Origin of the sequence: Phytopseudomonas daroniae (assembly GCF_004327285.1) — a bacterium.
GTDB lineage: Bacteria > Pseudomonadota > Gammaproteobacteria > Pseudomonadales > Pseudomonadaceae > Aquipseudomonas > Aquipseudomonas daroniae.
In genome coordinates this window covers 85,668-110,858 of the sequence record NZ_QJUI01000009.1, presented here as the reverse complement: position 1 = coordinate 110,858, position 25,191 = coordinate 85,668, and the positions used below count along the sequence as shown (strand labels likewise).

At 62.7% G+C, this 25,191-nt stretch carries 24 protein-coding genes and 1 pseudogene; 10 read left to right on the top strand and 15 right to left on the bottom strand.

The window, feature by feature from the left end; translation table 11 throughout:
* Window positions 1-32: 32 nt before the first annotated feature.
* The 3 genes from zapE to DNK06_RS11755 all read right to left on the bottom strand — a co-directional run bounded on the left by zapE (window position 33) and on the right by DNK06_RS11755 (window position 3,420).
* The gene (zapE, locus tag DNK06_RS11765; protein ID WP_131180206.1) at window positions 33-1,127 is read right to left on the bottom strand and encodes a cell division protein ZapE; all 1,095 of its coding nucleotides are present in this window, start codon (window positions 1,125-1,127) and stop codon (window positions 33-35) included.
* 270 nt (window positions 1,128-1,397) lie between these two features.
* A complete protein-coding gene (locus DNK06_RS11760) occupies window positions 1,398-2,747 on the bottom strand; it encodes a tryptophan--tRNA ligase (protein WP_131180205.1) in 1,350 nt (449 codons plus the stop codon).
* Window positions 2,748-2,790: 43 nt separating this feature from the next.
* On the bottom strand, window positions 2,791-3,420 hold the full coding sequence (locus DNK06_RS11755) for an alpha/beta hydrolase (RefSeq protein ID WP_131180204.1): 630 nt from the start codon (window positions 3,418-3,420) through the stop codon (window positions 2,791-2,793).
* A 134-nt stretch (window positions 3,421-3,554) separates the two neighbouring features.
* Here DNK06_RS11755 and DNK06_RS11750 point away from each other — a divergent pair, with 134 nt between their 5' ends.
* On the top strand, window positions 3,555-3,995 hold the full coding sequence (locus DNK06_RS11750) for a Z-ring associated ZapG family protein (RefSeq protein WP_131180203.1): 441 nt from the start codon (window positions 3,555-3,557) through the stop codon (window positions 3,993-3,995).
* A gap of 85 nt (window positions 3,996-4,080) precedes the next feature.
* On the top strand, window positions 4,081-4,722 hold the full coding sequence (locus tag DNK06_RS11745) for a TetR family transcriptional regulator (RefSeq protein WP_131180202.1): 642 nt from the start codon (window positions 4,081-4,083) through the stop codon (window positions 4,720-4,722).
* A gap of 561 nt (window positions 4,723-5,283) precedes the next feature.
* On the opposite strand, the gene azu is transcribed toward DNK06_RS11745, so the two are convergent.
* From azu to DNK06_RS11715, 6 genes are all read right to left on the bottom strand, one after another.
* A complete protein-coding gene (gene azu, locus DNK06_RS11740; protein WP_131180201.1) occupies window positions 5,284-5,733 on the bottom strand; it encodes an azurin in 450 nt (149 codons plus the stop codon).
* A 367-nt stretch (window positions 5,734-6,100) separates the two neighbouring features.
* Window positions 6,101-6,820: an ABC transporter ATP-binding protein gene (locus DNK06_RS11735; protein WP_131180334.1), complete on the bottom strand. Its 720-nt coding sequence runs from the start codon at window positions 6,818-6,820 to the stop codon at window positions 6,101-6,103.
* A 5-nt stretch (window positions 6,821-6,825) separates the two neighbouring features.
* On the bottom strand, window positions 6,826-7,698 hold the full coding sequence (locus DNK06_RS11730) for an ABC transporter ATP-binding protein (RefSeq protein WP_131180200.1): 873 nt from the start codon (window positions 7,696-7,698) through the stop codon (window positions 6,826-6,828).
* Window positions 7,695-8,972, bottom strand: coding sequence for a high-affinity branched-chain amino acid ABC transporter permease LivM (gene livM, locus DNK06_RS11725; protein WP_131180199.1), 1,278 nt, complete (start codon window positions 8,970-8,972; stop codon window positions 7,695-7,697). Before livM ends, DNK06_RS11730 begins: the two co-directional genes overlap by 4 nt.
* Window positions 8,973-8,975: 3 nt before the next feature.
* Window positions 8,976-9,890, bottom strand: a complete 915-nt coding sequence (locus DNK06_RS11720; RefSeq protein WP_131180198.1) for an ABC transporter permease subunit — start codon at window positions 9,888-9,890, stop codon at window positions 8,976-8,978.
* A gap of 418 nt (window positions 9,891-10,308) precedes the next feature.
* Window positions 10,309-11,430: a branched-chain amino acid ABC transporter substrate-binding protein gene (locus tag DNK06_RS11715; RefSeq protein WP_131180197.1), complete on the bottom strand. Its 1,122-nt coding sequence runs from the start codon at window positions 11,428-11,430 to the stop codon at window positions 10,309-10,311.
* Between the two features lie 556 nt (window positions 11,431-11,986).
* Between DNK06_RS11715 and DNK06_RS11710 the strand changes: the two genes are divergently transcribed.
* Window positions 11,987-12,787 carry an NYN domain-containing protein gene (locus DNK06_RS11710; protein WP_131180196.1) on the top strand — a complete coding sequence of 267 codons (801 nt, stop codon included), beginning with the start codon at window positions 11,987-11,989 and terminating at the stop codon, window positions 12,785-12,787.
* 205 nt (window positions 12,788-12,992) lie between these two features.
* Here the strand turns inward: DNK06_RS11710 and DNK06_RS11705 are convergent, their stop codons facing one another.
* The 3 genes from DNK06_RS11705 to aptA form a co-directional block, all read right to left on the bottom strand.
* On the bottom strand, window positions 12,993-14,492 hold the full coding sequence (locus tag DNK06_RS11705; RefSeq protein ID WP_131180195.1) for a CoA-acylating methylmalonate-semialdehyde dehydrogenase: 1,500 nt from the start codon (window positions 14,490-14,492) through the stop codon (window positions 12,993-12,995).
* 91 nt (window positions 14,493-14,583) lie between these two features.
* The gene (locus tag DNK06_RS11700; protein ID WP_131180194.1) at window positions 14,584-14,877 is read right to left on the bottom strand and encodes a cupin domain-containing protein; all 294 of its coding nucleotides are present in this window, start codon (window positions 14,875-14,877) and stop codon (window positions 14,584-14,586) included.
* Entirely contained in the window at window positions 14,877-16,223 is a 1,347-nt protein-coding gene (aptA, locus tag DNK06_RS11695; RefSeq protein ID WP_131180333.1) for an omega-aminotransferase AptA, read from the bottom strand. Before aptA ends, DNK06_RS11700 begins: the two co-directional genes overlap by 1 nt.
* A gap of 166 nt (window positions 16,224-16,389) precedes the next feature.
* Here aptA and DNK06_RS11690 point away from each other — a divergent pair, with 166 nt between their 5' ends.
* The 6 genes from DNK06_RS11690 to DNK06_RS11665 all read left to right on the top strand — a co-directional run bounded on the left by DNK06_RS11690 (window position 16,390) and on the right by DNK06_RS11665 (window position 21,642).
* Window positions 16,390-17,310 (top strand): LysR family transcriptional regulator, encoded by a 921-nt coding sequence (locus DNK06_RS11690; RefSeq protein ID WP_131180193.1) that lies wholly within the window; start codon window positions 16,390-16,392, stop codon window positions 17,308-17,310.
* A gap of 514 nt (window positions 17,311-17,824) precedes the next feature.
* Window positions 17,825-18,748 (top strand): aldo/keto reductase, encoded by a 924-nt coding sequence (locus tag DNK06_RS11685; protein WP_131180192.1) that lies wholly within the window; start codon window positions 17,825-17,827, stop codon window positions 18,746-18,748.
* Between the two features lie 124 nt (window positions 18,749-18,872).
* Window positions 18,873-19,532, top strand: a complete 660-nt coding sequence (locus DNK06_RS11680) for a TetR/AcrR family transcriptional regulator (RefSeq protein ID WP_131180191.1) — start codon at window positions 18,873-18,875, stop codon at window positions 19,530-19,532.
* Window positions 19,532-20,119 carry an IMPACT family protein gene (locus DNK06_RS11675; RefSeq protein ID WP_131180190.1) on the top strand — a complete coding sequence of 196 codons (588 nt, stop codon included), beginning with the start codon at window positions 19,532-19,534 and terminating at the stop codon, window positions 20,117-20,119. Before DNK06_RS11680 ends, DNK06_RS11675 begins: the two co-directional genes overlap by 1 nt.
* Before the next feature lie 59 nt (window positions 20,120-20,178).
* Window positions 20,179-20,658 carry a YbaK/EbsC family protein gene (locus tag DNK06_RS11670; protein WP_131180189.1) on the top strand — a complete coding sequence of 160 codons (480 nt, stop codon included), beginning with the start codon at window positions 20,179-20,181 and terminating at the stop codon, window positions 20,656-20,658.
* 51 nt (window positions 20,659-20,709) lie between these two features.
* Window positions 20,710-21,642, top strand: coding sequence for a 2-hydroxyacid dehydrogenase (locus DNK06_RS11665; protein WP_131180188.1), 933 nt, complete (start codon window positions 20,710-20,712; stop codon window positions 21,640-21,642).
* 339 nt (window positions 21,643-21,981) lie between these two features.
* On the opposite strand, the gene DNK06_RS11660 is transcribed toward DNK06_RS11665, so the two are convergent.
* The 3 genes and pseudogenes from DNK06_RS11660 to mpl all read right to left on the bottom strand — a co-directional run.
* Window positions 21,982-22,275: a YceK/YidQ family lipoprotein gene (locus DNK06_RS11660; RefSeq protein WP_131180187.1), complete on the bottom strand. Its 294-nt coding sequence runs from the start codon at window positions 22,273-22,275 to the stop codon at window positions 21,982-21,984.
* Entirely contained in the window at window positions 22,268-22,900 is a 633-nt protein-coding gene (ubiX, locus tag DNK06_RS11655; protein WP_131180186.1) for a flavin prenyltransferase UbiX, read from the bottom strand. Before ubiX ends, DNK06_RS11660 begins: the two co-directional genes overlap by 8 nt.
* A gap of 96 nt (window positions 22,901-22,996) precedes the next feature.
* Window positions 22,997-24,340 (bottom strand): annotated as a pseudogene (gene mpl, locus DNK06_RS11650) (UDP-N-acetylmuramate:L-alanyl-gamma-D-glutamyl-meso-diaminopimelate ligase); the annotation flags it as partial.
* Window positions 24,341-24,580: 240 nt separating this feature from the next.
* On the opposite strand from mpl, the gene DNK06_RS11645 reads away from it, so the two are divergent.
* Window positions 24,581-25,036, top strand: coding sequence for a GNAT family N-acetyltransferase (locus tag DNK06_RS11645; RefSeq protein WP_131180185.1), 456 nt, complete (start codon window positions 24,581-24,583; stop codon window positions 25,034-25,036).
* Window positions 25,037-25,191: the final 155 nt, after the last annotated feature.

Genomic DNA, 25,191 nt, shown 5'->3' with positions numbered 1-25,191 from the left:
CGCTCACTTGCGGCTTGCAGCTTGAGGCTGCTCTAGGGCTTGTGCGGGCGCGAGAGGAATTCGTGGGACTGCATTTCCAGCAGGCGGCTGAGGGTGCGCTGGAATTCGAAGCTCAGGCGACCACCGGTATACAGATCCTTGAGCTCCACCTCGGCGGAAATGATCAGTTTGACGTTGCGGTCGTAGAACTCGTCCACCAGATTGATGAAACGGCGCGCCATATCTTCCTTGGACACGCTCATCTGCTCGACGTTGGCGAGGATCACCGAGTGGAAGATCTTGCCCAGCTCGATGTAATCGTTCTGGCTACGCGGGCCGTCGCACAGTTCGCGGAAATCGAACCAGCCCACGTCGCCACCGACACGGCGAGCGGTAATGGCGCGGTTCTCGATAGTCAGCGCTTCGTTTTCCTGAACGCTGGCCTGCTCGTGCAGCAGGCTCTTGAAGCTCTTCTCCAGACTCTGCTCGGCAGCCTCGCCCAGAGGAAAGTGAAACAGCTCGGCCTGCTCCAGGGCACGCAGGCGGTAATCGATACCGCTGTCGACGTTGACGATGTCCGTGTGCACCTTGAGCAGTTCGATCGCCGGCAGGAAGCGGGCACGCTGCAGACCATCCTTGTACAAACCGTCGGGCACGATGTTGGACGTCGCCACCAGCGTCACGCCGTTCTTGAACAATTCTTCCAGCAGGGTCGCCAGGATCATCGCGTCGGTGATATCGGAGACGAAGAATTCGTCGAAACAGATCACCCGGAACTGTTCGGAGAAGCGCTTGCCGATCACGGTCAACGGGTTCTTGACGTCCTTGAGGGTGCGCATCTCTTCGTGCACGCGCTTCATGAAACGATGGAAGTGGGTACGCTCCTTTTCCTTGAACGGCAGGGCGTCGAAGAAGGTATCGACCAGATAGGTCTTGCCGCGGCCGACGCCGCCCCAGAAGTACAGGCCCTTGACCGGCGTGATGGTCTTCTTGCCGAACAGCTTGCCGAGCACGCCGGGCTTGCTTCGATCATCAGCGACCAGATCGTCGTACAGGCGCTGCAGGTGGCGCACGGCCTGTTCCTGGGCGGCATCGTGAAAGAAGTCCGGACGTTTGAGGTCGGCCTGGTAGCGTTCGAGCGGGGTCATAGTGCGTAAACCGGGCAAATAAAGCGGGGGCGACACTTTAGGGGCTGTTCCCGCCTCAGCGCAAGCCACGCCGCTGAAACGGGAAGAGTTCAATGAGCCCTGGGGGCAGCGGAGCCATGAGCGAGGCCGTAGGGTGGATCACGCTTCACCGATCCACCACTGCACTCATCGAATGGTAGACGGATCGGGCCGCGTAGGTGAAGCGTCGGCTACGTGTCCCGATCCACCCTACAAAACTAGGGTCTCAGACCGCCCCACCGCATATAGGTGTCAGGCTTCTTCCGGCGCCAGCGCTTCGCGCAGGCGGGCGACAGCGGCCTCGGTGGCGGTTGCATCGGCGAACGCCGGGCTTTCACCGACCAATTGTTCATCCAGCCACACGCCAAAGGCGTCGCCCTGAATGCGGATATCCAGCGGCTCGCCGGCCTGCAGGCGTTTACTCACCTGCCCCGCCGCCTTGCCGTCGGCGAAGGATGGCGACAGCAACAGTTGTTCGCCGTCGGCATCCAGCAGACGGAAGCGGAAGCTGCCGTCATCGTCGCGGAAACTGACGAAACGGGCGCGCTTGACGGCCTTCTTCTTCACGCCTTCACTGCTGGCAGCCTGGCTGCGGAACGAGCGCAGGCCAACCGCCTCGCGCAACTCACCGAGGAACGGGGTGGCGATACGACGGGCCTTGGCCGCGCCAGCCTGCAGGATGTCTTCGAGATCGGCCGGGCGGGCGATCAATGCGTGATAGCGCTCACGCGCCTCGCCCAGTTCGGCTTCCAGCAGTTCATAAAGCGCCTGCTTGGCTTCGCCCCAGGCCAGCCCGCCAAGTAGCGCGGCGCGGAAATCGGCCTGCTGGGTCGGTGCGGCAAAGGCCTGATAGAGGGTGAACAGGTGCGAGTTGTCCGGATCCTTTGCCTCGCCGGGCAGCCTGGAGTCGGTGACGATGCGCGCCACGGCGTCCTTCAACTGCTTGGAGCTGGAGAACAGCGGAATGGTGTTGTCGTAGCTCTTCGACATCTTGCGCCCGTCGAGCCCCGGCAGAGTGGCGACGTCTTCCTCGATCACCGCTTCGGGCAGCTTGAACAGATCCTTGCCCTGGCCGAACAGGTGGTTGAAACGCTGGCCGATGTCACGGGCCATTTCCACGTGCTGGATCTGGTCGCGACCGACCGGCACCTTCTGGGCGTTGAACATCAGGATGTCCGCCGCCATCAGCACCGGGTAGCTGAACAGCCCCATGGTCACGCCGGCATCCGGGTCTTCACCGGCTTCGACGTTCTTGTCGACCGAGGCCTTGTAGGCGTGGGCACGGTTGAGCAGGCCCTTGCCGGCCACGCAGGTCAGCAGCCAGCACAGCTCGGGAATTTCCGGGATATCGGACTGGCGATAGAAAGTCGCCCTGTCGGTATCCAGACCCAGCGCCAGCCAGGTGGCCGCGATTTCCAGGCGCGAACGCTGGATGCGCAGCGGGTCGTCGCACTTGATCAGCGCATGATAATCGGCAAGGAAGTAGAAGGAATCCGCGTCGGGGCTGCGGCTGGCGACGATGGCCGGGCGAATTGCGCCAGCGTAGTTGCCGAGGTGCGGTGTGCCGGTGGTGGTGATGCCGGTAAGAATACGAGTGGTCATGACGATCGCTTAAACAGGAGGAAGGCGGCTGACGGATGCACCCTCACAGTCGGGGTAGCAGCAAGTCTTTCAGGTCGGTCAGTTTGCCGTGGAAAAAGTGCCCGCATTCTGCCACTTTCAGCAGCTCGTGGGCACGCCCAAGGTGGGCTGACCAGTCGTAGACGAGCTGGGGCTCGACCACCTCGTCGGCATCCGGCTGGATCACCACCATCGGGCAGCGCTCGGCAGGCGGATTGTCACCGCTCAGGCGCATGACGGCCGGGGCGATCATGAACAGTTGCGCAGGCTCGATCCCCTGCCGTTCCAGGCGTGCACCGAGGCTGGCCGCCACGAAACCGCCGAAGGAAAACCCCAGCAGGGTCAGTGGCAACTCGGGATAACGCTCGCGCAGCCAGTGGGCAACGGCTTCGGCGTCATCCACTTCGCCACTGCCCATGTCATGGCTGCCGGCACTGGCGCCCACGCCGCGGTAGTTGAAGCGCAGGGTGTGATAGCCGGCATCGCGGGCCGTGCGCTGCAGGGTCGACACCACTTTGTTGAGCATGGTGCCGCCCTGCACCGGGTTGGGGTGGCAGATCAGCGCGACGCCGCGCGCCTCGGCCGCCTCCAGGGAAAGGGCCTCAAGCTGGCCGCTCGGGCCATCGATCATTACGGGGGTTTCGCGGATGAGCAACAGTGAACTCCGTGACCTCGAACAGGGTCGACTCGTCTAGCTGACAGCCTGCGTCGGCACACCTCAACATAGCGGTGTACAGCGCAGGTTCCAGCCGTTAACGTAAAGCAAAGCCGTTTAGAGAGGAAGGACTCGTGGAACAGACGCTCACCGCCTGGTTGCTACCGGCACTTACCCTGGTCGCTGGCATCGCCATCGGTTTCCTGATCGCCCGCCTTGCGCCCAATGCCGCGCCTAGCCGCACCCAGCGCCAACTGGACGACATGCAGGAACGTTTCGAGGCCTACCAGAGCGAAGTGGTCACCCACTTCAACACCACCGCCAATCTGGTCAAGAAACTGACCCAGAGCTATCACGACGTTCAGGAGCACCTGTCCCACGGTGCCGATCGCCTGGCCCTTGACGAAGTGACCCGCCAGCGCCTGCTCGCCACCCTGCACGCCGAACCGAGCAGCGAAAAGCGTGAACGCCTGACGCCGCCGCGCGACATGGAAATCCCCAAGGACTACGCACCCAAGGGTGCCGACGTTCCCGGCATGCTCGACGAGGGCTACGGTCTGAAAAACCGCCACTAAGTAGCGGCTTGAGCACTCCGAACCCCGCCGCATGGCGGGGTTTTGCTTTACGATTCCGAATCGGGCAGAACAGGGAAGCGATTCGATGCCAGCACAGATATCACACCACCCTACCCGGCAGGCGCTGATGGATGCAGCACGCCAGTTGCTGGACAGCGGCCGTGCGTTCAGCAGCCTGAGCTTGCGTGAGGTAGCACGCGTCGCCGGTATCGTGCCAACAGGCTTCTACCGGCACTTCAAGGACATGGATGCCCTGGGCCTCGCCCTGGTAGCGGAAGTAGGTGAAACCTTTCGCATCACCTTGCGGCAGGTGCGCCGCAACGAATTCGAGCTGGGCGGCATCATCGACGCCTCGGTGCAGATCTTTCTCAGCGCCGTGGAACAGAACCGCGGCCAGTTCCTGTTTCTCGCCCGCGAACAGTTTGGTGGCTCCCTGCCCGTACGCTTGGCCTTGGCGACCTTTCGCGAAGACATCGCCGCCGACCTGGCCAGTGACCTGAGCCTGATGCCCAAGCTGCAGCACCTCGATGAGGCGGCGCGCAGCATGCTGGCAGATCTGGTGGTGAAAACCGTATTCGCCACCCTCCCTGAACTGATCGATCCCCAGTCGGCTTCCCTGCCCCCGCACCGCCGCCCGGAAACCAAGATGATCGAGCAGTTGCGTTTTATCCTGATCGGCGCCAAACGCTGGCGTGGGCTGGGCCTGAGCGACTCTGCGGAAGGCTGAAATCATTGCCAGCCAGCATCTGAGTGAAAAAACATCAGCATGCGGCAGGGCTTACGCCGATTGGCCTGCGCCAAGCTATTCCCAACTTATCCACAGCGTGCCCCACAGGTATCGTGGATAAAGCCCTTGTGCGGTCACAGGCGCCACCCACAACCTGCTGAAATAATTGAATTATTTCTTGACTCAAGCACGTTTCCGGCTGGTATTTTTTCGCCTTGGTGAAACTGGTCAAAGAACGATCACCACGCTGTAGATCAAGTAGGGCGTGGCTTGCAGACAGACACACCCAACTTATCCACAACCCTGCCCACAGGAGTCGTGGACAATCTGGCGCGCACCCAATCGGCAAGCTCAAGATCCTGTTTTTAAAGAAAAAAATTGCTGATCAAAAAAAGCGCTATCGGCTGAAAGCAGCGCAGGAAAGGCGCTACGCACATCTGTGCACACCTTCGGAACAGGTTTATCAACAGCCTTTGTGTGTAACTCTGAAAATACGAGCTTTTTACACAGATGCAAAAAGGCCGCTGACGCTGCAGCGGCCTTTGGGATGACGCGGAGTGCTTAGTCGACCAGAGTCAGCGCACCTTTCATCAGTGCCGCATGGCCTGGGAAGGAGCAGAAGAACTGGTAGCTTTCTGCCGAGTCCAGCTTGCTCACGTCGAAGGTCACCGAGTCGGATTCGCCACCGCCAATCAACTTGGTATGGGCGATCACCCGCTCGTCGCCTTCCTTCAGGTAACCCTGGTCGACACCGGCGGCGATGCCATCGGTGCTGACGGCCTGAACGTCAGCGGTTTTAGCCAGCACCAGGTTATGTCCCATCACTTGCTTGGGCAGATTGCCGACGTGCTTGAGGTCGATGGTGAAGGTCTTGCAGCTCTTGCTTACCTTGATCTCCTTGGTATCGAAGGTCATCTGGTCGGTGGAATGCACTTCCACCGAGCACTCGGCAGCCCACAACGGAGAACTGGCGAGAACCAGCACAGAAGCGACGACAAACTTGCGAATCATGGGAGTCTCCTTGGCAGTAAAAGGCGATTGCTGCGTGCAGCGTGCCCTATCGAGCGGCCGTTTCCCATGACCTGAGGCAACAGACCGCAGGGTCATCCAGAAAACCTATCGAGGCGATCCAGACAAACAAGCGGCCAGAACGCGGACGCAGGCCTACGCTGGGGCCATGTTCGAGAAGAGAAGCGCCATGACCCTGGATAGCCTGCAGCAGTGGTTCGCCGTTTATGCACAGGGCGCCACGGGTACCTGAGCGACGAGTGAGATCGCGTCGCGGGAGAAATCGAATCGCCGGCAAGCCAGCTCCTACAGGAACGAGGTCAGTCTCGATGGGTAGGAGCCCGCTTGCGGGCGATAAAGGTACAGGCGGTCAGTGCCCGCCCAGGTAGGCGTTGCGCACGTCCTGATTGCCCAACAACTCCTGCCCCGTGCCGGTCATGCGGATTTCCCCGGTGACCATCACATAGGCGCGGTCGCTGAGCCTGAGCGCGTGGTTGGCGTTCTGCTCGACCAGGAAGATGGTCATGCCGGTCTGCGCCAGCTCACGCAGGGTGGCGAAGATCTGCTTGACCACGATGGGCGCCAGCCCCAGCGACGGCTCATCGAGCAGTAGCAGCTTGGGTCGGCTCATCAGCGCCCGGGCGATGGCCAGCATCTGCTGTTCACCACCGGACATGGTCATCGCCCGCTGGTTACGCCGCTCCCTGAGCCGCGGAAACAGCTCGAACATGCGCTGTTTGTCTTCCTCGGCGTGCTTCATGCCGATGGGGATGGTGCCCATCAGCAGGTTCTCCTCCACGCTCATATCCGGAAACACCCGGCGCCCTTCCGGGGACTGGGCGATGCCGTTGGACGCGACGAAGTGGGTGCTCTTGCGGGTGATGTCCTGGCCTTGATAGAGGATCTGTCCGCCACTCGCCCGCGGCTGGCCGAAGATCGACATCAGCAGCGTCGACTTGCCCGCACCGTTGGCGCCGATCAGGCTTACCGTCTCGCCTGGATCGATATGCAGGTTGACCTTCTTCAGCGCCTGGATCTGCCCGTAATGCACGTCGACGTCCTTGAACGCCAGGATCGGTGCAGCACTCATATCATTCATGCCACTTCCTCCTCGTCCGCGCCGAGGTAGGCGGCGATCACTTTCGGGTCGTTCTTGATGGCGTCCGGGCCGCCCTGGGCAATGACCAGGCCGTGGTCGAGCACGATGATATGGTCGGAGATGCTCATCACCATACCCATGTCGTGCTCGATCAACAGCACGGTCAGGCCGTGCTCGTCGCGCAGCAGGCGGATGATCTTGCTCAGCGCATGGGTTTCCACCGGGTTGAGGCCGGCGGCCGGCTCGTCCAGGCAGATCAGCTCGGGGCCGGTACACATGGCCCGGGCGATTTCCAGGCGCCGCTGCTGGCCGTAGGACAGCTCGCCGGCCAGGTGATTGGCATGCTCGACCAGGTTGACCACCTCCAGCCAGTAGAACGCCGTGTCCAGCAGCTTCTCCTCGGCGCGCCGATAACCCGGCGTGTTGAGGATGCCTTTGACCAGGCTGCGCTGGGCGAGCATGTGCTGGGCCACCAGCAGGTTCTCCAGCACGGTCATTTCCTTGAACAGGCGAATGTTCTGGAAGGTGCGCGCCAGCCCGGCGCGATTGACCAGGTGGGTGCCGCCGAACATCTTGTACCAGAGCCGCGAGCCGAACTGCCGCGGCTTGATGAAATCGTCGACGGCGAAGGGCTCGCCGAGGATCTGGATCACGTCGGTCTGCTTGCCCTGGGCATTGAGCAGGATCTTGCCGCCGGTGGCCGAGTAGAAGCCGGTCAGGCAGTTGAACACCGTGGTCTTGCCGGCGCCATTGGGGCCGATCAGCGCCGAAATGGAATTGCGCCTGATGGAAAAGTTGACGTCGTTGAGCGCCTTGATACCACCGAAATGCATCATCAGGCTGTCGACCGAAAGGATATTGTCGCTCATGGTGCGACTCCTTTACGCGGGGCGATGCCGATGCGGTTGATGCGAATCAGCCCGCGTGGCCGCCAGATCATCATCACCACCATGAGAATGCCGAACAGCAGCACTCGATAGTCGGCGAAGCTGCGCAGCAGCTCCGGGGCGATGGTCAGCACGAAGGCAGCGATCACCACGCCGACGGTCGAACCCATGCCGCCGAGCACCACGATGGCGAGGATCAGCGCCGACTCGAAGAAAGTGAACGAGGTCGGATTGACGAAGCCCTGATAGGTGGCGAAGAACACCCCGGCGATACCGGCCGTGGAAGCACCCAGGGTAAAAGCCGAGAGCTTGACCAGCACGTGGTTCAGGCCCATGGAGCGACAGGCGATTTCATCCTCGCGCAGCGCCTCCCAGGCGCGGCCGACCGGCATGCGCGTGAGGCGATGCTTGACGTAGAGCACCAGCAGCACGACCAGCACCAGCACCGCATAGATGAACAGGAACTTCATGTTGGGGTTGTAGGTCACGCCGAAGAACTCGTGATACGGCACACCGCCGTCCCTCGCGCGACGGGCGAACTCCAGGCCGAAGAAGGTCGGCGACGGGGCGCTCATCCCATTGGGACCGCCGGTGACCGCCAGCCAGTTGGTCAGCACCAGGCGGATGATCTCGCCAAAGCCCAGGGTCACGATGGCCAGGTAGTCGCCGTGCATCCTCAACACCGGAAAGCCCAGGATCGTCCCGGCGAAGGCCGCCATCAGCGCCGCCAGCGGCAACATGCTCCAGAAGCCCAGGCCGAGGTATTGGTAGCCCATGGTCAGGCCGTAGGCGCCGATGGCGTAGAAACCGACGAAGCCCAGATCGAGCAGCCCGGCCAGGCCGACCACGATGTTCAGACCCAGGCCGAGCAGCACGTAGATCAGGCCGAGGATGATCACCGTCAGCAGGTACTTGTTGGCGAAGAACGGGAAGATGATCGCCAGCACGATCAGCCCCGGAATGATCCAGCGCATGCGCGACACGTAGCCCGGAGGCTGCACGCCGACGCCACCGCCGGAGCGCTCGAAGCCCTCCAGCACCACGCGCCCTTTGCCCGTCTGCAGGAACAGACTGAGCAGCAGGCGGCCGACCATCACCGTGCCGACCATCCACGCCACGCGGTCGAAACGCATATTGAAGTCATAACCCTGCAGTACCACACCGACCACGGGGCCAAACACGATGAGCGCGATCAGGCCGGCCATCAGGCTGTCGATCAGGCTCTTTTTCACATCGATAGAAGAAGTCGTACTCACGGTTTACACCTTGGTTACCTGAGGACGGCCCAGCAGGCCCTGGGGACGGAAGATCAGGATCAGCACCAGCAGTGAGAAACTGAACACGTCCTTGTAATCGGAATTCACCATCCCGGAGAACTGTGCCTCGGCGACGCCGAGAATCAGCCCGCCGAGCATCGCCCCGGGCAGCGAACCGATGCCGCCGAGCACCGCCGCGGTGAAAGCCTTGATGCCGATGATGAAGCCGGCGTAGAAATCGAAGGTGCCGTAGTTGAGGGTGATCAGCACCCCGGCCAGTGCGCCCATGGAAGCGCCGATGACGAACACGTAGGAAATCACCCGATCGGTGTTGATACCGAGGATCTGCGCCATCTTGCGATCCTGCTGGGTGGCGCGGCACATGCGCCCCAGGCGGGTGTTCTGGATGATGAAGGTCAGCGCCAGCATGCCGATGATGGCCGCGGCGATGATGAACAGCTTGGTGTAGGTGATCATCACGAAACCGTCGCCCACATGCAGGCGCAGAGCGCCTTCGAGCATGGTCGGGATGCCCTGCTGCCGCGCGCCCTGGCTGAGCTGCACGTAGTTCTGCAGGATCAGCGACATGCCGATGGCGCTGATCAGCGGCGCCAGTCGCGTCGAGTTGCGCAGGGGTTTGTAGGCGATGCGTTCGATGGCGAAGCCGTATACCCCGGTGACCACGATGGTGAAGATCAGCGTACCGAGGATCACCAGCGGGAAGGAATGAATGCCGAAGAAGCCCAGCAGGGCGATGGCGATGGCGGCCAGGTAGGCGGAGACCATGTACACCTCGCCGTGGGCGAAGTTGATCATGCCGATAATGCCGTAAACCATGGTGTAGCCAATGGCGATCAGGCCATAGACCGAACCGAGGGTCAGGCCATTGATCATCTGTTGCAGGAAGATGCCGTCCATTGAGAAATCTCTGAGTCAGTGACGGAGAAAGAAGCACGCAGCCGCCAGGCGACCGCAGCAGCCCCGGCAGGCCATGGGCCCACCGGGTTTGGAGTTTTGTTCACGATCTGCATGGCCGTAAAAAGACAGGAGCAAACATAAGCGGCAAGTTAAAAGCGGTTCAGCCCGTAGGATGGGTGCAACCCATCAATTGCCGATGGGTTGCACCCATCCTACGACCTGCCATCCGATTCCCGTTTTCAGCTGACCCCGTAGGGTGGATGACGCTTTTTTCATCCACCATTGCGATTGCAGAACGGTGGACGGATCGGGCCGCGCAGGTGAAGCGTCAGCTACGCGCCCCGATCCACCCTACGAAAGGCCGCTTCCGCCTTGCTCACCCGCCTGGTTCTGCCCGACAGATCGTGAATAGGCTCTCTTAAAGCTGCTTGTATTTGCCGTCAGTGCCCCATTGGTACATCACGTAGTCGGAGACCTTCAGGTCACCCTTCTCGTCGAACTCCTTCTTGCCCATCACCGTCTGCACCGGATTGGCTTTCAACCACTCAGCGGCTTCGGTGCCATCGGTGCCGTTGATGCCGGTGAAGGCCGCGGCGACCACCTGCAGGGAGGCGTAGGAATAGAGCGTGTAGCCCTCGGGCTCGTAGCCATTGGCGCGGAACTTGTCGATCACCGCCTTGCCATCGGCGATCAGGCGAGGGTCGGCGCCGAAAGTCATCAGCACGCCGTCGGTGTACTGCGGGCCACCGGCGGTGCCGACCAGCTCATCGGTCACGATGCCGTCGCCGGAGACGAACTTGGCGGTCACGCCCTGCTCGCGCATCTGCCGTACCAGCGGGCCGGCCTCGGCGTGCAGGCCACCGAAATAGACAACCTCGGCGCCGCTGGCGCGGATCTTGGTGACCAGTGCGTTGAAGTCCTTCTCGCCGCGGGTCAGGCCTTCGTACATCACCTCTTTCACACCGCGCTTGTTGAGCTGCGAACGGGTGGCGTCGGCCAGGCCCTGGCCGTAGGTGTCCTTGTCGTGCACCACGGCGATCTTGGTGGCCTTGAGCGTATCGACGATGTAATCGCCAGCGACGATGCCCTGCTGGTCGTCACGGCCGCACATGCGGAACATCGCCGAAAGCCCGCGCTCGGTCACCTGCGGGTTGGTCGACGCCGGCGTTACCGCCAGGATGCCCGCCTCGTCATACACCTCGGAAGCCGGCATGGTGGACGACGAACAGAAGTGGCCGATCACCGCGACCACTTTGTCCGAATCGACCATACGGTTGGCCACCGACACGGCCTGCTTGGGCTCGCAGGCGTCATCGCCCTTCACCAGCCTGATCTGCTCACCGTTGATGCCGCCCGCAGCGTTGATATCCGCTGCTGCCTGCTCGGCGCCGCGCCACAGTTGATCGCCGAATGCCGCGTTGCCGCCGGTCATGGGCGCACCGATACCGATGACGATGTCAGCGTGAGCGAGGGAGGAAAAACCCAGTGCGCCAGTGATTGCGAGCGCCAAGAAACCTTTCTGAAAAGACGTGTGAGGCATGGACGTGCTCCTGAGGAGTATTTGGATTGGCTCGCCTGCTGGAGCAAGCGCTGTGCCATCCTCACGTCCGATCCTGCACTGAGAGACAAAAGTGGGCGTAACGCCCGATGTAACGTGAGCAGTCTCGGTGAATGCGTCAATTTCGATTGAAAAGGCGCCACGATCGCTGCAAACCGCTGCCAACTACGCACCTCGACCGAGCAAGCGGTCGTCCATGCTGGTGCAACCAACCGAAACACTGCAAAAACCTGCGCACTATGTGAAGACGCTGATCGGCATCACCAACCGGCACCAGGGGTCGATTCCAGAGCGCTCGCGCTGCCTGAGCAGGCTGCGACAGGGGAAAGTCGTATTTTGTAACCGGTAACAACGCAAAACCCCCTGCACCGTTGCCGGGCGCAGGGAGATTCCATCGCGGTTCAGACCAACTCAGTGCGGCCACGTCACCTCGCCCTCGATGACCTGGGTGCTCCGCGACCAAAAGCCATAAGCGGCCGGTGGCGCGCCATAAGGCATTAGCAGTAAGGTCGGCCATGAACTTATTCAAGGAGGGACCATGGCCAGCAAGAACTCGACCGCCACACACCAGAAACACCTCGCCGTACTGATCGATGCCGACAACGCCCCCGCCGCCATCGTCGAAGGCCTGTTCGAGGAAATCGCCAAATATGGCGTCGCCAGCGTCAAACGCATCTACGGCGACTGGACACTGCCCAACCTGGGCAGCTGGAAGAAGGTTCTGCTCGACCACTCCATCCAGCCGATCCAGCAGTTCGCCTACACCCGCGGCAAGAACGCCACCGACAGCTCGTTGATCATCGACGCCATGGATCTGCTCTACACCCGGCGTTTCGACGGTTTCTGCCTGGTTTCCAGCGACAGCGACTTCACCCGACTCGCCGCGCGCATCCGCGAGGAAGGCCTGACCGTCTATGGTTTCGGCGAAGAGAAAACACCCAAGCCCTTCGTCGCCGCCTGCGACAAATTCATCTACACCGAAATTCTGCGTGCCGATGCCGTCGAAACAGCGACGGAACATGGCGACAAACCTGTACCCGTCGCCAATATCGGCGGGGAGCCAGGAGCGACTAAACCCGATACCCAGACGAAGAAGCAGAAAGTGCCGGTGGACTTTATCGCCAAGGTCATCGACGACATCGATGACGAGGATGGATGGGTTCAGCTAGGCCTACTGGGTTCGAATATCAGCAAGCTGAAACCAGCGTTCGATGCGCGGCTTTATGGGTTCAAGAAGCTAAGCGATTTGATCAAGGGCCATCCAAAACGCTTTGAGTTGAAGATGCGGGCTAGCAGCGCTTCAGGTGGTGAAGCGCTTTATGTGCGTAACCATAAATAGAGCTCACATGGCGTTCTATCGCGCACCAGGACACACAGCCCGCAACAAGTAGGGTGGACAACGCGAAGCTTGTCCACCATGAACACAGCTGATTAGGGTCATTATTTTCTCAGCTCAAGCCCCGTATACAAACTCGCATTCGCGCAGATATAACGAAAGAGGCCGGTCTCTCGACCGGCCTTCCGTTTTACCACCTCAACCCAACTCAGCTATTACTCGGAAACGCGAACTGCGCGGCCTCATGGCCCTTGCGCTGCGGCCAGCGCTGGGTGATGGATTTGCGGCGGGTGTAGAAACGCACGCCGTCGGGGCCGTAGGCGTGCAGGTCGCCGAACAGCGAGCGCTTCCAGCCGCCGAAGCTGTGGTAGGCCACCGGTACCGGCAGCGGTACGTTGACGCCGACCATGCCCACTTCGATCTCGTCGCAGAACAGCCGCGCCGCTTCGCCGTCACGGGTGAAGATGCAGGTGCCGTTGCCGTACTCGTGATCGTTGATCAGTTGCATGGCCGCTTCCAGGCTGTCGACGCGGACGATGCACAGCACCGGGCCGAAGATCTCGTCGGTGTAGATGGTCATGTCCGCCGTCACCCGGTCGAACAGGGTGCCGCCGAGGAAGAAGCCGTTTTCGTTACCGGACACGCTCAGGCCTCGGCCGTCTACCACCAGTTCGGCGCCCGCTTGTACGCCAGCGTCGATGTAGCCGGTGACCTTGTCTTTCGCCGCGGCGGTGACCAGCGGGCCCATGTCGAGGCCACACTGGGTGCCGGCGCCGATTTTCAGGGCCTTGATCTGCGGGACGATCTTGTCGACCAGGGCATCGGCGATCTGGTCGCCCACGCATACGGCCACGGAGATGGCCATGCAGCGCTCGCCGCAGGAGCCGTAGGCCGCGCCCATCAGGGCGCTGACGGCGTTGTCCAGATCGGCATCGGGCATCAGCACCGCGTGGTTCTTGGCGCCGCCCAGGGCTTGCACGCGTTTGCCGCGTTTGCTGCCTTCGGCGTAGATGTATTCGGCGATCGGCGTGGAGCCGACGAAGCTCAGGGCCTTGACCTCGGGCGCCTGGATCAGCGCATCCACCGCAGTCTTGTCGCCATGTACCACGTTGAGCACGCCCTTGGGCAGGCCGGCTTCGTGCAGCAACTGGGCGATGTACAGGGTGGAGCTGGGGTCGCGCTCGGATGGTTTGAGGATGAAGCAGTTGCCGCAGACGATGGCCAACGGGTACATCCACAGCGGCACCATGGCCGGGAAGTTGAACGGAGTGATACCGGCGACCACGCCCACCGGCTGGAAGTCGCTCCAGGCGTCGATGTTGGGGCCGACGTTGCGGGTGTATTCACCCTTGAGGATTTCCGGCGCGGAGCAGGCGTACTCGACGTTCTCGATACCACGCTTGAGTTCGCCGGCGGCGTCTTCCACGGTTTTGCCGTGCTCTTCGCTGATCAGCTTGGCGATCGCCTCTTCGTGCTGCTCGAGCAGTTGCTTGAAGCGGAACATGACCTGGGCGCGCTTGGCCGGCGGCGTGTTGCGCCAGACCGGGAACGCCTGCCTGGCCGAGTCGATGGCCTGCTGCACGGTGGCGACGTCGGCCAGGGCGACGCGGCGTACCGCTTCACCGGTGGCCGGGTTGAACACGTCTGCGCTGCGGCCACCCTGGCCGTCGGTGAGCTCGCCGTGGATCAGGTGTTGGATGGTGGTCATGAAAAATCCTCGATATGAGTGTCTTTGCAGGAGCGGCGTGACACCTGGCTTCGCCGGCGATGCCTGCCGGCTAGCTCCTGCATGAATGGTTTCAATGCGCTTTGATTTCAGTTTCGACGAAGACCACTTCATGGTCGCTGGCATTGATCACGTTGTGTTCCACCCCCGCCTTGCGGAAGTAGCTCTGCCCGGCCACCAGAGGGGCGTGCTTGTCGCCCTCCGGGGTTTCCAGCAGCAGCGTGCCGCTGGTCATGGGCACCACCACGTAATCGTAACCATGCCGGTGGCTACCGGTTTCCGTCCCCGGCGCGAACCGCCACTCGGTGACGATCACCTCGTCGTTATCCACCTGCACGGTGGCTACCGCCTGCTGCCGGACAGCCATCAGTCGATCCTTTGCAGCACGTCGCCGACGGCGCTGAACACGCGGTCGAGGTCTTCGACCTTGGCGTTGAACATCGGCCCGAACTGCAGGCCGTCGCCGCCGAAGCGCACATAGAAGCCCGCCTTCCACAACGCCACACCGGCTTCGTACGGGCGGATCGACGGGTCGCCGTCACGCGGTGCCAGCTGGATCGCGCCGGCCAGGCCGCAGTTGCGGATGTCGACGATGTGCTTGGCGCCCTTGAGGCCATGAATGGCGTTCTCGAATTTGGGCGCCAGATCAAAGGCCTGCTGCACCAGGTTTTCGCGCTTGAGCAGTTCCAACGAAGCCAGGCCGGCGGCGCAGGCTACCGGGTGTGCGGAGTAGGTGTAGCCGTGGGTGAATTCGATCATGTGCTCGGGCGTCGGCTGGCCCATGAAGGTCTGGTAGATCTCCCGCGAGGCGATCACCGCGCCCATGGGCACGGCGCCGTTGGTGATCTGCTTGGCGACGTTGACGATGTCCGGCGTTACGCCGAAGTACTCGGCGCCCGTCCATTTGCCCATGCGCCCGAAGGCGGTGATCACTTCGTCGAAGATCAGCAGGATGTTGTGCTGGGTGCAGATCTCGCGCAGGCGCTGCAGGTAGCCGGCAGGCGGCACGATGACCCCGGCCGAGCCGGACATCGGCTCGACGATCACCGCGGCGATGTTGGAGGCGTCGTGCAGTTCGATCAATTTGAGCAGCTCGTTGGCCAGCTCGACACCGCCGGTCTCGGCCGCCCCTTTGGTGAAAGCCATGCCCGGCTGCAGGGTGTGCGGCAGGTGGTCGACGTCCATCAACTGGCCATACATCTTGCGGTTGCCGCCGATGCCGCCAAGGGCGGTGCCGGCGATGTTGACACCGTGGTAACCGCGGGCGCGGCCGATCATCCTGGTCTTGCTGGCCTGGCCCTTGAGGCGCCAGTAGGCCTTGGCCATCTTCACCGCGGTGTCGGCACACTCGGAGCCGGAGCCGGTGAAGAACACATGATTGAGGTCGCCCGGCATCAGGTCGGCGACTTCCTCGGCCAGCTTGAACGACAGCGGGTGGCCGTACTGGAAGCCCGGCGAGTAATCGAGAGTGCCGAGCTGCTTGGCCACGGCCTCCTGAATCTCCTTGCGGCAGTGACCGGCACCGCAGGTCCACAGACCGGACAGGCTGTCGTAGACCTTGCGACCGGAATCGTCGGTCAGCCAGGCGCCTTCGGCACCGACGATGATTCGCGGGTCGCGCTGAAAGCTGCGGTTGGCGGAAAACGGCATCCAGTGAGCATCCAGCTTGAGCTGGCTGGCCAGGGGCGGCGTGGCGGTCTGCGGCATGTTCATGGTGATGGCCTCGTGAGTGGCGGATATCCGGTGACGGGCGAGGTGGACGGTCAGGCAATGGTGCACGGCGTCTACCAGAAGCGTATCGGTTGTCAGCGAAGGTGCCACAGGCATAAAGTCACTCAAACCTGACTCTTCTTATCCTCAGTTCACTGGTGACTAAACAATGAGCGCCCGACGCCCGGAGCCGCTGGCCCAGGTCAGCGATTTCGATATCCGCCTGCTCAAGCTGTTTCGCAGCGTGGTCGAGTGCGGCGGTTTTTCCGCTGCGGAAAGCGTGCTGGGCATCGGCCGCTCGGCGATCAGCCAGCAGATGAGCGACCTGGAGCAACGCCTCGGCCTGCGCCTGTGCCAACGTGGCCGCGCCGGCTTCGCCCTGACCGAAGAAGGTCGCGAAGTGTACCAGTCGACCCAGCAGTTGCTGGCGGCGCTGGAGAGCTTTCGCACCGAGGTCAACGGCCTGCACCAGCACCTGCGCGGCGAGCTGAACATCGGTCTTACCGACAACCTGGTGACGGTGCCGCACATGCGCATCACCGGTGCCCTCGCTCGCCTCAAGGATCGTGGGCCGGATGTGCGCGTGCATATCCGCATGACGCCGCCCAGCGAGGTCGAACAGGGCGTGCTCGACGGCCGCCTGCACGTGGGCGTGGTGCCGATGGTCGGCAGCCTCTCCGGCCTCGATTACCAACCGCTGTACGACGAGCGTTCGCTGCTCTACTGCGCGGTCGGCCACCCGCTGTTCTATGTCGAGGACAAGGAACTGCCGGACGAACGCCTCAACGCCCAGGACGCCATCGCCCCGACCTTCCGCCTACCGCCGGAAATCCAGAACCACTACCAGGCCCTGAACTGCACGGCCAGCGCGTCGGATCGCGAAGGCATGGCCTTTCTGATCCTGACCGGGCGTTATATCGGCTATCTGCCGGATCACTACGCTGCCGCCTGGATCCAGGAAGGCCGCCTGCGCGCATTGAAAGCGGACACGCGCTTCTACGATCTCAACCTCGCCTCGGTAACGCGCAAAGGCCGCCGCCCACACCTGGTGCTGGAGACCTTTCTCGAGGAACTCGCCGCGAGCGCCTGACCCACCGATGCGCTGCCGCCGCGTGGACGAAAGAAGCGCCGCTCCCCCTACGGTCTCGAGGCCGACCGTAGGGTGGGTCACGCTTCATCGACCCACCGGTACACCGCTGCCAGATCGACAGGAGGCATCGCCCATACCGCCGGCTACCAAGTGGATCATGCTCCGTTGCAGCACCACTACCCGGTGGACGAAAAGAGCGTCGGCTACGCGCCCCGATCCACCCTACGTTTCGAAGCGAGGCCGTAGCCGTAGGGTGGGTCACGTTTCATCGACCCACCGGTACACCGCTGCCAGGTCGACAGGAGGCATCGCCCATATCGCCGGCTACCAAGTGGATCACGCTCCGCCGCTGCACCATTACCCAGCCCCTGCATATCCCACCAGGAATGGGCATCACCTACCCTGCAACGACACACCAGGTAACAAGTAACGACGGCGATACCATCGATGAACAGGGCTGGGCGGCTAGTCTGTTCTGATCACTTCCGCCCCTTTCCCTCGAACGGAGGACGCCATGCCCAGTCGTCGCCATTTCCTGCAGGGCAGCGCAGCCCTGATGACCCTCGCCGCCGGCAGCCAGTTGCTGCCCGGCTTCGCCTTCGCCGCCAACCCGGCGCCACTGCTGCAGCGGACGATTCCATCGAGCGGCGAGTCGCTGCCGGTGATCGGCCTGGGCACCTCGCAGACCTTCAATGTGAGCCTCGACAACGCCAGCCTGAAACCGCTGGATGAGGTGGTGCGCACCTTCATCAATGGCGGCGCCACGCTGATCGATACCGCGCCCAGTTACGGCGCCGCCGAGGCGGTGACCGGCGAACTGCTCAAGCGCACCAGAACCCAGGGCAAGGCTTTTCTCGCCTCCAAGCTGTCGAGTACCGGTCGCGAACGCGGCCTGGCGCAATTCCAGGCCAGCCTGGAGGCGCTGCAGACCGACAAGATGGATCTGCTGCAAGTGCACAACCTGCAGGACACCACCACCCAACTGGCCCTGGCCCGAGAGCTGCGCGAACAGGGCAAGGTGCGTTACATCGGCATCACCCATTACATCGAATCGGCCCACGACGACCTGCTTGCCGTACTGGCCAAGGAGAAGGTCGACTTCGTCCAGTTCAACTATTCGGTGGGCGAGCGCAATGCCGAGAAGACCCTGTTGCCCTACTGTGCCGACAATGGCATCGCAACGCTGATCAACCGCCCGTTCCAGCGCTCGCAACTGCTCGGCCGGGTCAAGGGCAAGCCACTGCCGGAGTGGGCCAACGAGATCGATGCGACGTCCTGGGCGCAGTTGCTGCTCAAGTTCATCATCGCCAACGAGGCGGTTACCGCGGTGATTCCAGCCACGTCGAACCCACGTTACGTGGTCGACAATCTCAAGGCCGGCCAGGGCCGCCTGCCCGACGCCGAGCTGCGTGAGCGTATCGTCCAGGCGTTCAGCTAACCCCTCACACCCGCCGACAGCGGACGGCGGCGACGATATTTTTCAGAGGCAAGCGCTTGTCACGTCGGCGGGTCTGGAGTATCTGTTCACCCGTTGCGCCCTCTGATCAGAACGGAAGCCTCCGATGTCCCTCGACGCCCTCGCCCACAGCGCCACCTCCGGCAAGCCGACAGGCCGGATCCGGCAGAAGAACGAAGAAGCGATCATAGCCGCCGCCGAGGACGAATTCGCCCGTCACGGGTTCAAGGGCACCAGCATGAACACCATCGCCCTGGCGGTCGGGCTGCCCAAAGCCAACCTGCACTATTACTTCAGCAGCAAGCAGGGCCTGTACCTGGCGGTGCTGAACAACATCCTCACGTTGTGGGACAGAGCCTTCAACAACCTGCGTGTCGAGGATGACCCGGCCGAGGCCCTGGAGCGCTACATCCGCGCCAAGATGGAATATTCGCGCCGTTACCCCAAGGCCTCACGCATCTTCGCCATGGAAGTGATCAGCGGCGGTGCCTGCCTGTCGCAGCATTTCGGCAAGGATCACCAGACCTGGTTCCGCGAGCGAGCGGCGGTGTTCGAAAGCTGGATCGCCGCCGGCAAGATGGATTCGCTCGACCCCATGCACCTGATTTTCCTGCTCTGGGGCAGCACCCAGTACTACGCCGACTTTGCCTCAGAGATCAGCCGTGTCAGTGGTCGCTCGCGCCTGACCAAGCAGGATTACCAGGCCGCCGCCGATAATCTGGTACGCATCATCCTCAAGGGTTGCGGCCTGAAGCCGAGCCTCTGATGCCGTTCCTGTTACTCGCCCCTTGCGACTACCGCGAGGAAATCCGCAAAAGCCGCTTTCTCGCCCAGGCCCGTGCCATATCCACTGCGGCGGACGCCCAGGCCTTTATCGATCAGATCAGCGACCCAAGCGCCTCGCACAACTGCTGGGCCTGGAAGATCGGCCAGCAATATCGCTTCAGCGACGACGGCGAGCCCGGTGGTACCGCAGGCCGGCCGATCCTCGCCGCCATCGAAGGTCAGGGTTTCGATGAAGTGGCGGTGGTGGTGACGCGCTGGTACGGCGGCATCCAGCTCGGCACCGGCGGCCTGGCCCGCGCCTATGGCGGCAGCGCCAACAAATGTCTGCAGAACGCCGAGCGCCAGGAACAGATCCCGCGCATGCCCTGCTCCTGCCATTGCGGCTTCGCCGAGTTGGCGTTGCTCAAATCGCGTCTCGGGGAATTCGACGCCGTGCTGGAACAGGAGACCTTCGACGCCCACGGCGCCGAACTGCAACTGGCCGTGCCGCAGATGCACATCGAAGCCCTGCAACGCCTGCTGGCGGACATCAGCCGCGGGCGCAGCCGTCTGCAATTGCCTGACTGAGGCTTGACCTCCCAGCTCCCGACGCGACATGGTGGCGGCTTTGCACAGGGAACCGCTGCATGAGCCTGCAATCCGTTCGCGCCTTCTTCGCCGAGAAAGCCCCCGACCTGCACGTCATCGAACTTGCTACCAGTACTGCCACCGTAGCCCTGGCCGCCGAAGCCCACGGCGTGGAGCCAGGGCAGATCGCCAAGACCCTGGCCTTCCGCACCGGCGAGCGCAACCTGCTGATCGTCGCCCGCGGCGATGCCCGCATCGACAACCGCAAGATCAAGGAAACCTTCGGCAGCAAGGCCAAGATGCTCGATGCCGATACCGTACTCGCACTGACCAGCCATCCGGTCGGCGGCGTCTGCCCGTTCGGCCTCGCCACGGCGTTGCCGGTGTATTGCGATGTATCCCTGCGTGCCTTCGAGGAAGTGGTGCCGGCTGCTGGCTCGATCCATAGCGCAGTACGCATTTCCCCCGCACGCATGGCGGAACTGGTCGATGCCGAGTGGGTGGATGTGTGTCAGGCGCTACCCGTCGAAAGCCCCTGATAATCTGTTCAAAGCCTGCTGCGCCCTGATTGCACTGACATTGGAGATTCGATGAAACCGCATCTGCTGATTCTCAACCCGCTCAGCGACGCCAGCCTGGCGCGTATCGCCGAACGCTTCGAGGTGACCCATGCGCCCAACGTCGCGGCGCGGGAAGCGGCCATCGCCGAGCACGCCGATAGCGTGCAGGCGGTACTGACCATCGGCACCATCGGCCTGACCGGCGAGGAAATCGCCCGTCTGCCGAAACTGAGCTTCGTCGCCACCCTAGGCGTGGGCTATGAAAAGGTCGACCTGGAAGCAGCCCGTGCCCGTGGCATCGCCATGAGCAACGGCGCCGGCAGCAATGCCGACTGCGTCGCCGATCACGCCATGGCCCTGCTGCTGGCCGCTATTCGCGATGTGCGCCGCCTGGACATCGCCTGCCGTGCGGGCATCTGGCGCGATGCATTGCCGATGACCGACGGCGTTTACGGCAAGCGCCTGGGCATTCTCGGCCTCGGCGCCATCGGCGAAAAACTCGCCCGCCGCGCCGCCGCCTTCGACATGCCGGTGGGCTACCACAACCGCTCGGCCAAACCCGACAGCCCGCACCGCTACTTCGCCAGCGCCCTGGAACTGGCGCGCTGGAGCGACTGCCTGGTGATAGCCATTCCCGGCGGCGCATCGACCTACCACCTGGTCAACGCCGAGGTACTCGATGCACTGGGGCCTCAGGGTTATCTGGTCAACGTGGCACGCGGTAGCGTGGTGGATACCGCCGCTCTCGGTGCCGCACTGCGCGAGAAGCACATCCGTGCAGCGGCGCTGGACGTTTATGAAAGCGAGCCACTGCCCCCTGCCGAACTACTCGACCTCGACAACCTGATCGTCACCCCCCATGTCGGCGGCAACTCGCCCCAGGCGCTGGAACGATCCCTGTCGCAGTTCCTCGACAACATCGACCGACACTTTCGCGGCGAGCCGCTGCTGACGCCGATCTGATCAGGATGTGAGGAAAGCGAACGCAACGGGTGCCTGAAACGGATCGTAGGAGTCGCGCTCCTACGACGATTGGCGGCCAGACCACGAGTCCGGCTGAATGTCTGCAAGCATCGCCCGCAAGGCTAGGCGCCCCCGCTGCTCTTACATAATGCATAGAGGTCACGCGCCCCGGTAGGAGCCGGCTTGCCGGCGATTGGTGGGCACACTACGTTTTGTGAGGTATCCGCCATCGCATCATCCCGAGGGCGATGATGGCTGCCAAAGGTGAACAATCTGACGCCCAACCGACGCTTGCATGCCAAGGATCAAGCCACTGTCTATCTCCGCCTGCTCGCGAGCTTATCCACCGCCTCTGACCAGAAGACCAATGCCCAGGGCTTTCGCCAGCGACAGCGGCAACAGCAGGGTATCGAGCAGGGCGCTGGCCGGCAGGTCGACGGCGGCGTAGGTCGGCGCCTCGGCACCGAAACGCTCGACGGGGCAGCAACCGCCCTGCAGCGCATACCAGTCCAACCGGGTACCGGCGTAAACCACCGGCGCTCCGGGCTTGGCGGCGTCCAGGGTGCGCGCGGTGGCGCAGCCGCCCATTTGCAGGCAAGCCAGCAACACAGCGCAGAGCGCGTGCTTACTCATCGCCACTGTTGAGGTGATGCTCGCCCCAGCGCGGCAGCATGTCCTGAGGGATATTCAGGCAGTTGAGAATGCGCGCGACGACGAAGTCGATCAGGTCATCCAGGGTCTGCGGCTGGTGATAGAAACCTGGCGAGGCCGGCAGGATGGTCACGCCCAGGTTGGAGAGCTTGAGCATGTGCTCCAGATGAATGCTCGAGTACGGCGCCTCGCGCGGTACCAGAATCAGCTGGCGGCGCTCCTTGAGGGCCACATCGGCGGCACGCTCGATCAGGTTGTTGCAGGCGCCAGTGGCGATGGCCGACAGGGTGCCGGTGCTGCACGGCACCACCACCATGGCAGAGGGCGCGCCGGAACCGGAGGCCACCGGCGCCATCCAGTCTTCCTTGCCGTACACGCGGATCTGCCCGTCGGTCGCGCCGGTGTATTCGGTGAGAAACGCCTGCATGGCCTGGGGTTTGGCCGGCAAACTGACGTCCGTCTCGGTGGCCATCACCAACTGCGCGGCCTTGGAGATCAGGAAGTGCACTTCCCGATCCTCGCGCACCAGGCAGTCGAGCAGGCGCAAACCATACTGCGCGCCGGAGGCGCCGGTCATGGCCAGGGTAACTCTCTCGGAACCGTTCATTTAATTTCCAGCGCCCCATGGGCCAGGGATTACATTGCCGCTATCCGGACTACGGAGCTTCTCCTGATCCGAATGCGCCTCAGATTTATCACCTGCTAACGCCGCGGCCAGCTTGCCGTGCAAGCCACCGAAACCGCCATTGCTCATGATCACCACCTGAGTACCGGGGCGCACCAGCGCCTTGACCCCCTCGATGATGGTCTCCAGCGAATCGCACACCTGGGTCGGCGTACGCGCACCCGCGACGGTGGCGGCCAGATCCCAACCGAGGTTCGGCGGCGCGTACCAGAACACCGCATCGGCCTGCTCGGCGGATTCGGCCAGGCCGTCGCGATGGGCGCCGAGCTTCATGGAGTTGGAGCGCGGCTCGATGACCGCGATGATCTGCTCATCGCCGACACGCTTGCGCAAGCCGTCGAGCGTGGTGGCAATGGCCGTCGGGTGGTGGGCGAAGTCGTCATAGACGGTCACCCCCTTCACCTCGGCGACCTTTTCCATGCGCCGCTTGGCATTGATAAAACGCCCCAGGGCCTCGATGCCCAGCGCCGGCACCACACCGACATGACGCGCCGCGGCCAGTACCGCCAGGGCATTGGCGACGTTGTGCTGGCCGGTCAGGCCCCACTCCACCACGCCCTCGACCTTGCCTTCGAAACTCACCTCGAAACGCGACCCGTCTGCGGCGAGCAGACGTGCCTGCCACTGACCGCCTTCGCCAGTGGTCTGCACCGGCGTCCAGCAACCCATGCCGATCACCCGCGCCAGCGCGGTTTCACTGGCCGGATGGATGACCAGGCCTTCACCGGGGATGATCCGCACCAGATGATGGAACTGCCGTTCGATGGCCGCCAGATCCGGGAAGATGTCCGCGTGGTCGAACTCGAGGTTATTGAGGATCGCCGTACGCGGACGGTAATGGACGAACTTGCTGCGTTTGTCGAAGAACGCGCTGTCGTATTCATCGGCCTCGACCACGAAAAACGGCGTATCGCCCAGGCGCGCGGAAATGCCGAAGTTCTGCGGCACGCCACCAATCAGGAACCCCGGCGCCATGCCGGCATGTTCCAGCACCCAGGCGAGCATGCTCGAACTGCTGGTCTTGCCGTGGGTACCAGCCACTGCCAACACCCAGCGGCCCTGCAGCACATGATCCGCCAGCCACTGTGGCCCGGATACATAGGGCAGCCCCTTGTTCAACACATATTCCACCGCCGGGTTGCCGCGGCTCATGGCATTGCCTACCACCACCAGATCAGGGGCTGGCTGCAAGTGGGCTGGATCGTAGCCCTGCATCAGCTCGATGCCCTGAGCCTCGAGCTGGGTGCTCATGGGCGGATAGACGTTGGCGTCGGAGCCGGTGACGCGATGGCCCAGCTCCTTGGCCAGCACCGCCAGCGAGCCCATGAACGTGCCGCAGATGCCGAGAATGTGGATATGCATGAAAACCTCGAAAACAGGCGCGCCGAATAGCGGGCGAGCCGAATGAAAACATTGCCGCAGATTAGCACAGCGGCGCCTCGCAGCCTGCCTGCTCGCACGAGCCAAAATGGCGACCTCACGCGGCCAGAGAAAACCGCCTGGCCATGGTGTAAAGGCTCTGCGCCGCTGGCTTTAGCGCGAAAACTGCTCTTTAATCGAAACGCCTGCCGTCTCCATCCGACAGCCAACGAGGCCCCACCCATGCGCATCGTGCAAGCCACTCTGGAGCATCTGGATCTACTTACCCCGCTGTTCGTCAAATACCGCGAATTCTATGGCGAGCTGCCCTTCCCCGACTCGTCGCGCAAGTTCCTCGAGACCCGCCTCAAGCGCCAGGAATCGGTGATCTACCTGGCCCTGCCCGACGACGATGACAAGCTGCTGGGCTTCTGCCAGCTCTACCCGAGCTTCTCGTCGCTATCGCTCAAACGCGTGTGGATTCTCAATGACATCTATGTGGCCGAAGATGCCCGCCGACAACTGGTCGCCGACCGCCTGCTGCAAACCGCGAAGAAGATGGCCAAACAGACCCATGCCGTGCGCATGCGCGTGGCCACCAGCCGCGATAACGACGTAGCGCAGAAGGTCTATGAGTCGATCGGCTTCGTCGAAGACGAGCAGTTCAAGAACTACGTGCTGCCGATCAACAGCGAGTAACGCCTGCGCGCTTGCGGTAAGCGGATGGCCTGCTTAACAGGCCGTTGAAGAACGTAGCCGAGGCAGCCGATGCGAGGCAAAAGCAGGCGAGAAAGCGGAGTGTACGAGTTGTACATGAGCATTTTGAGCCTGTTTTTAACGACGCAGCGGCAACG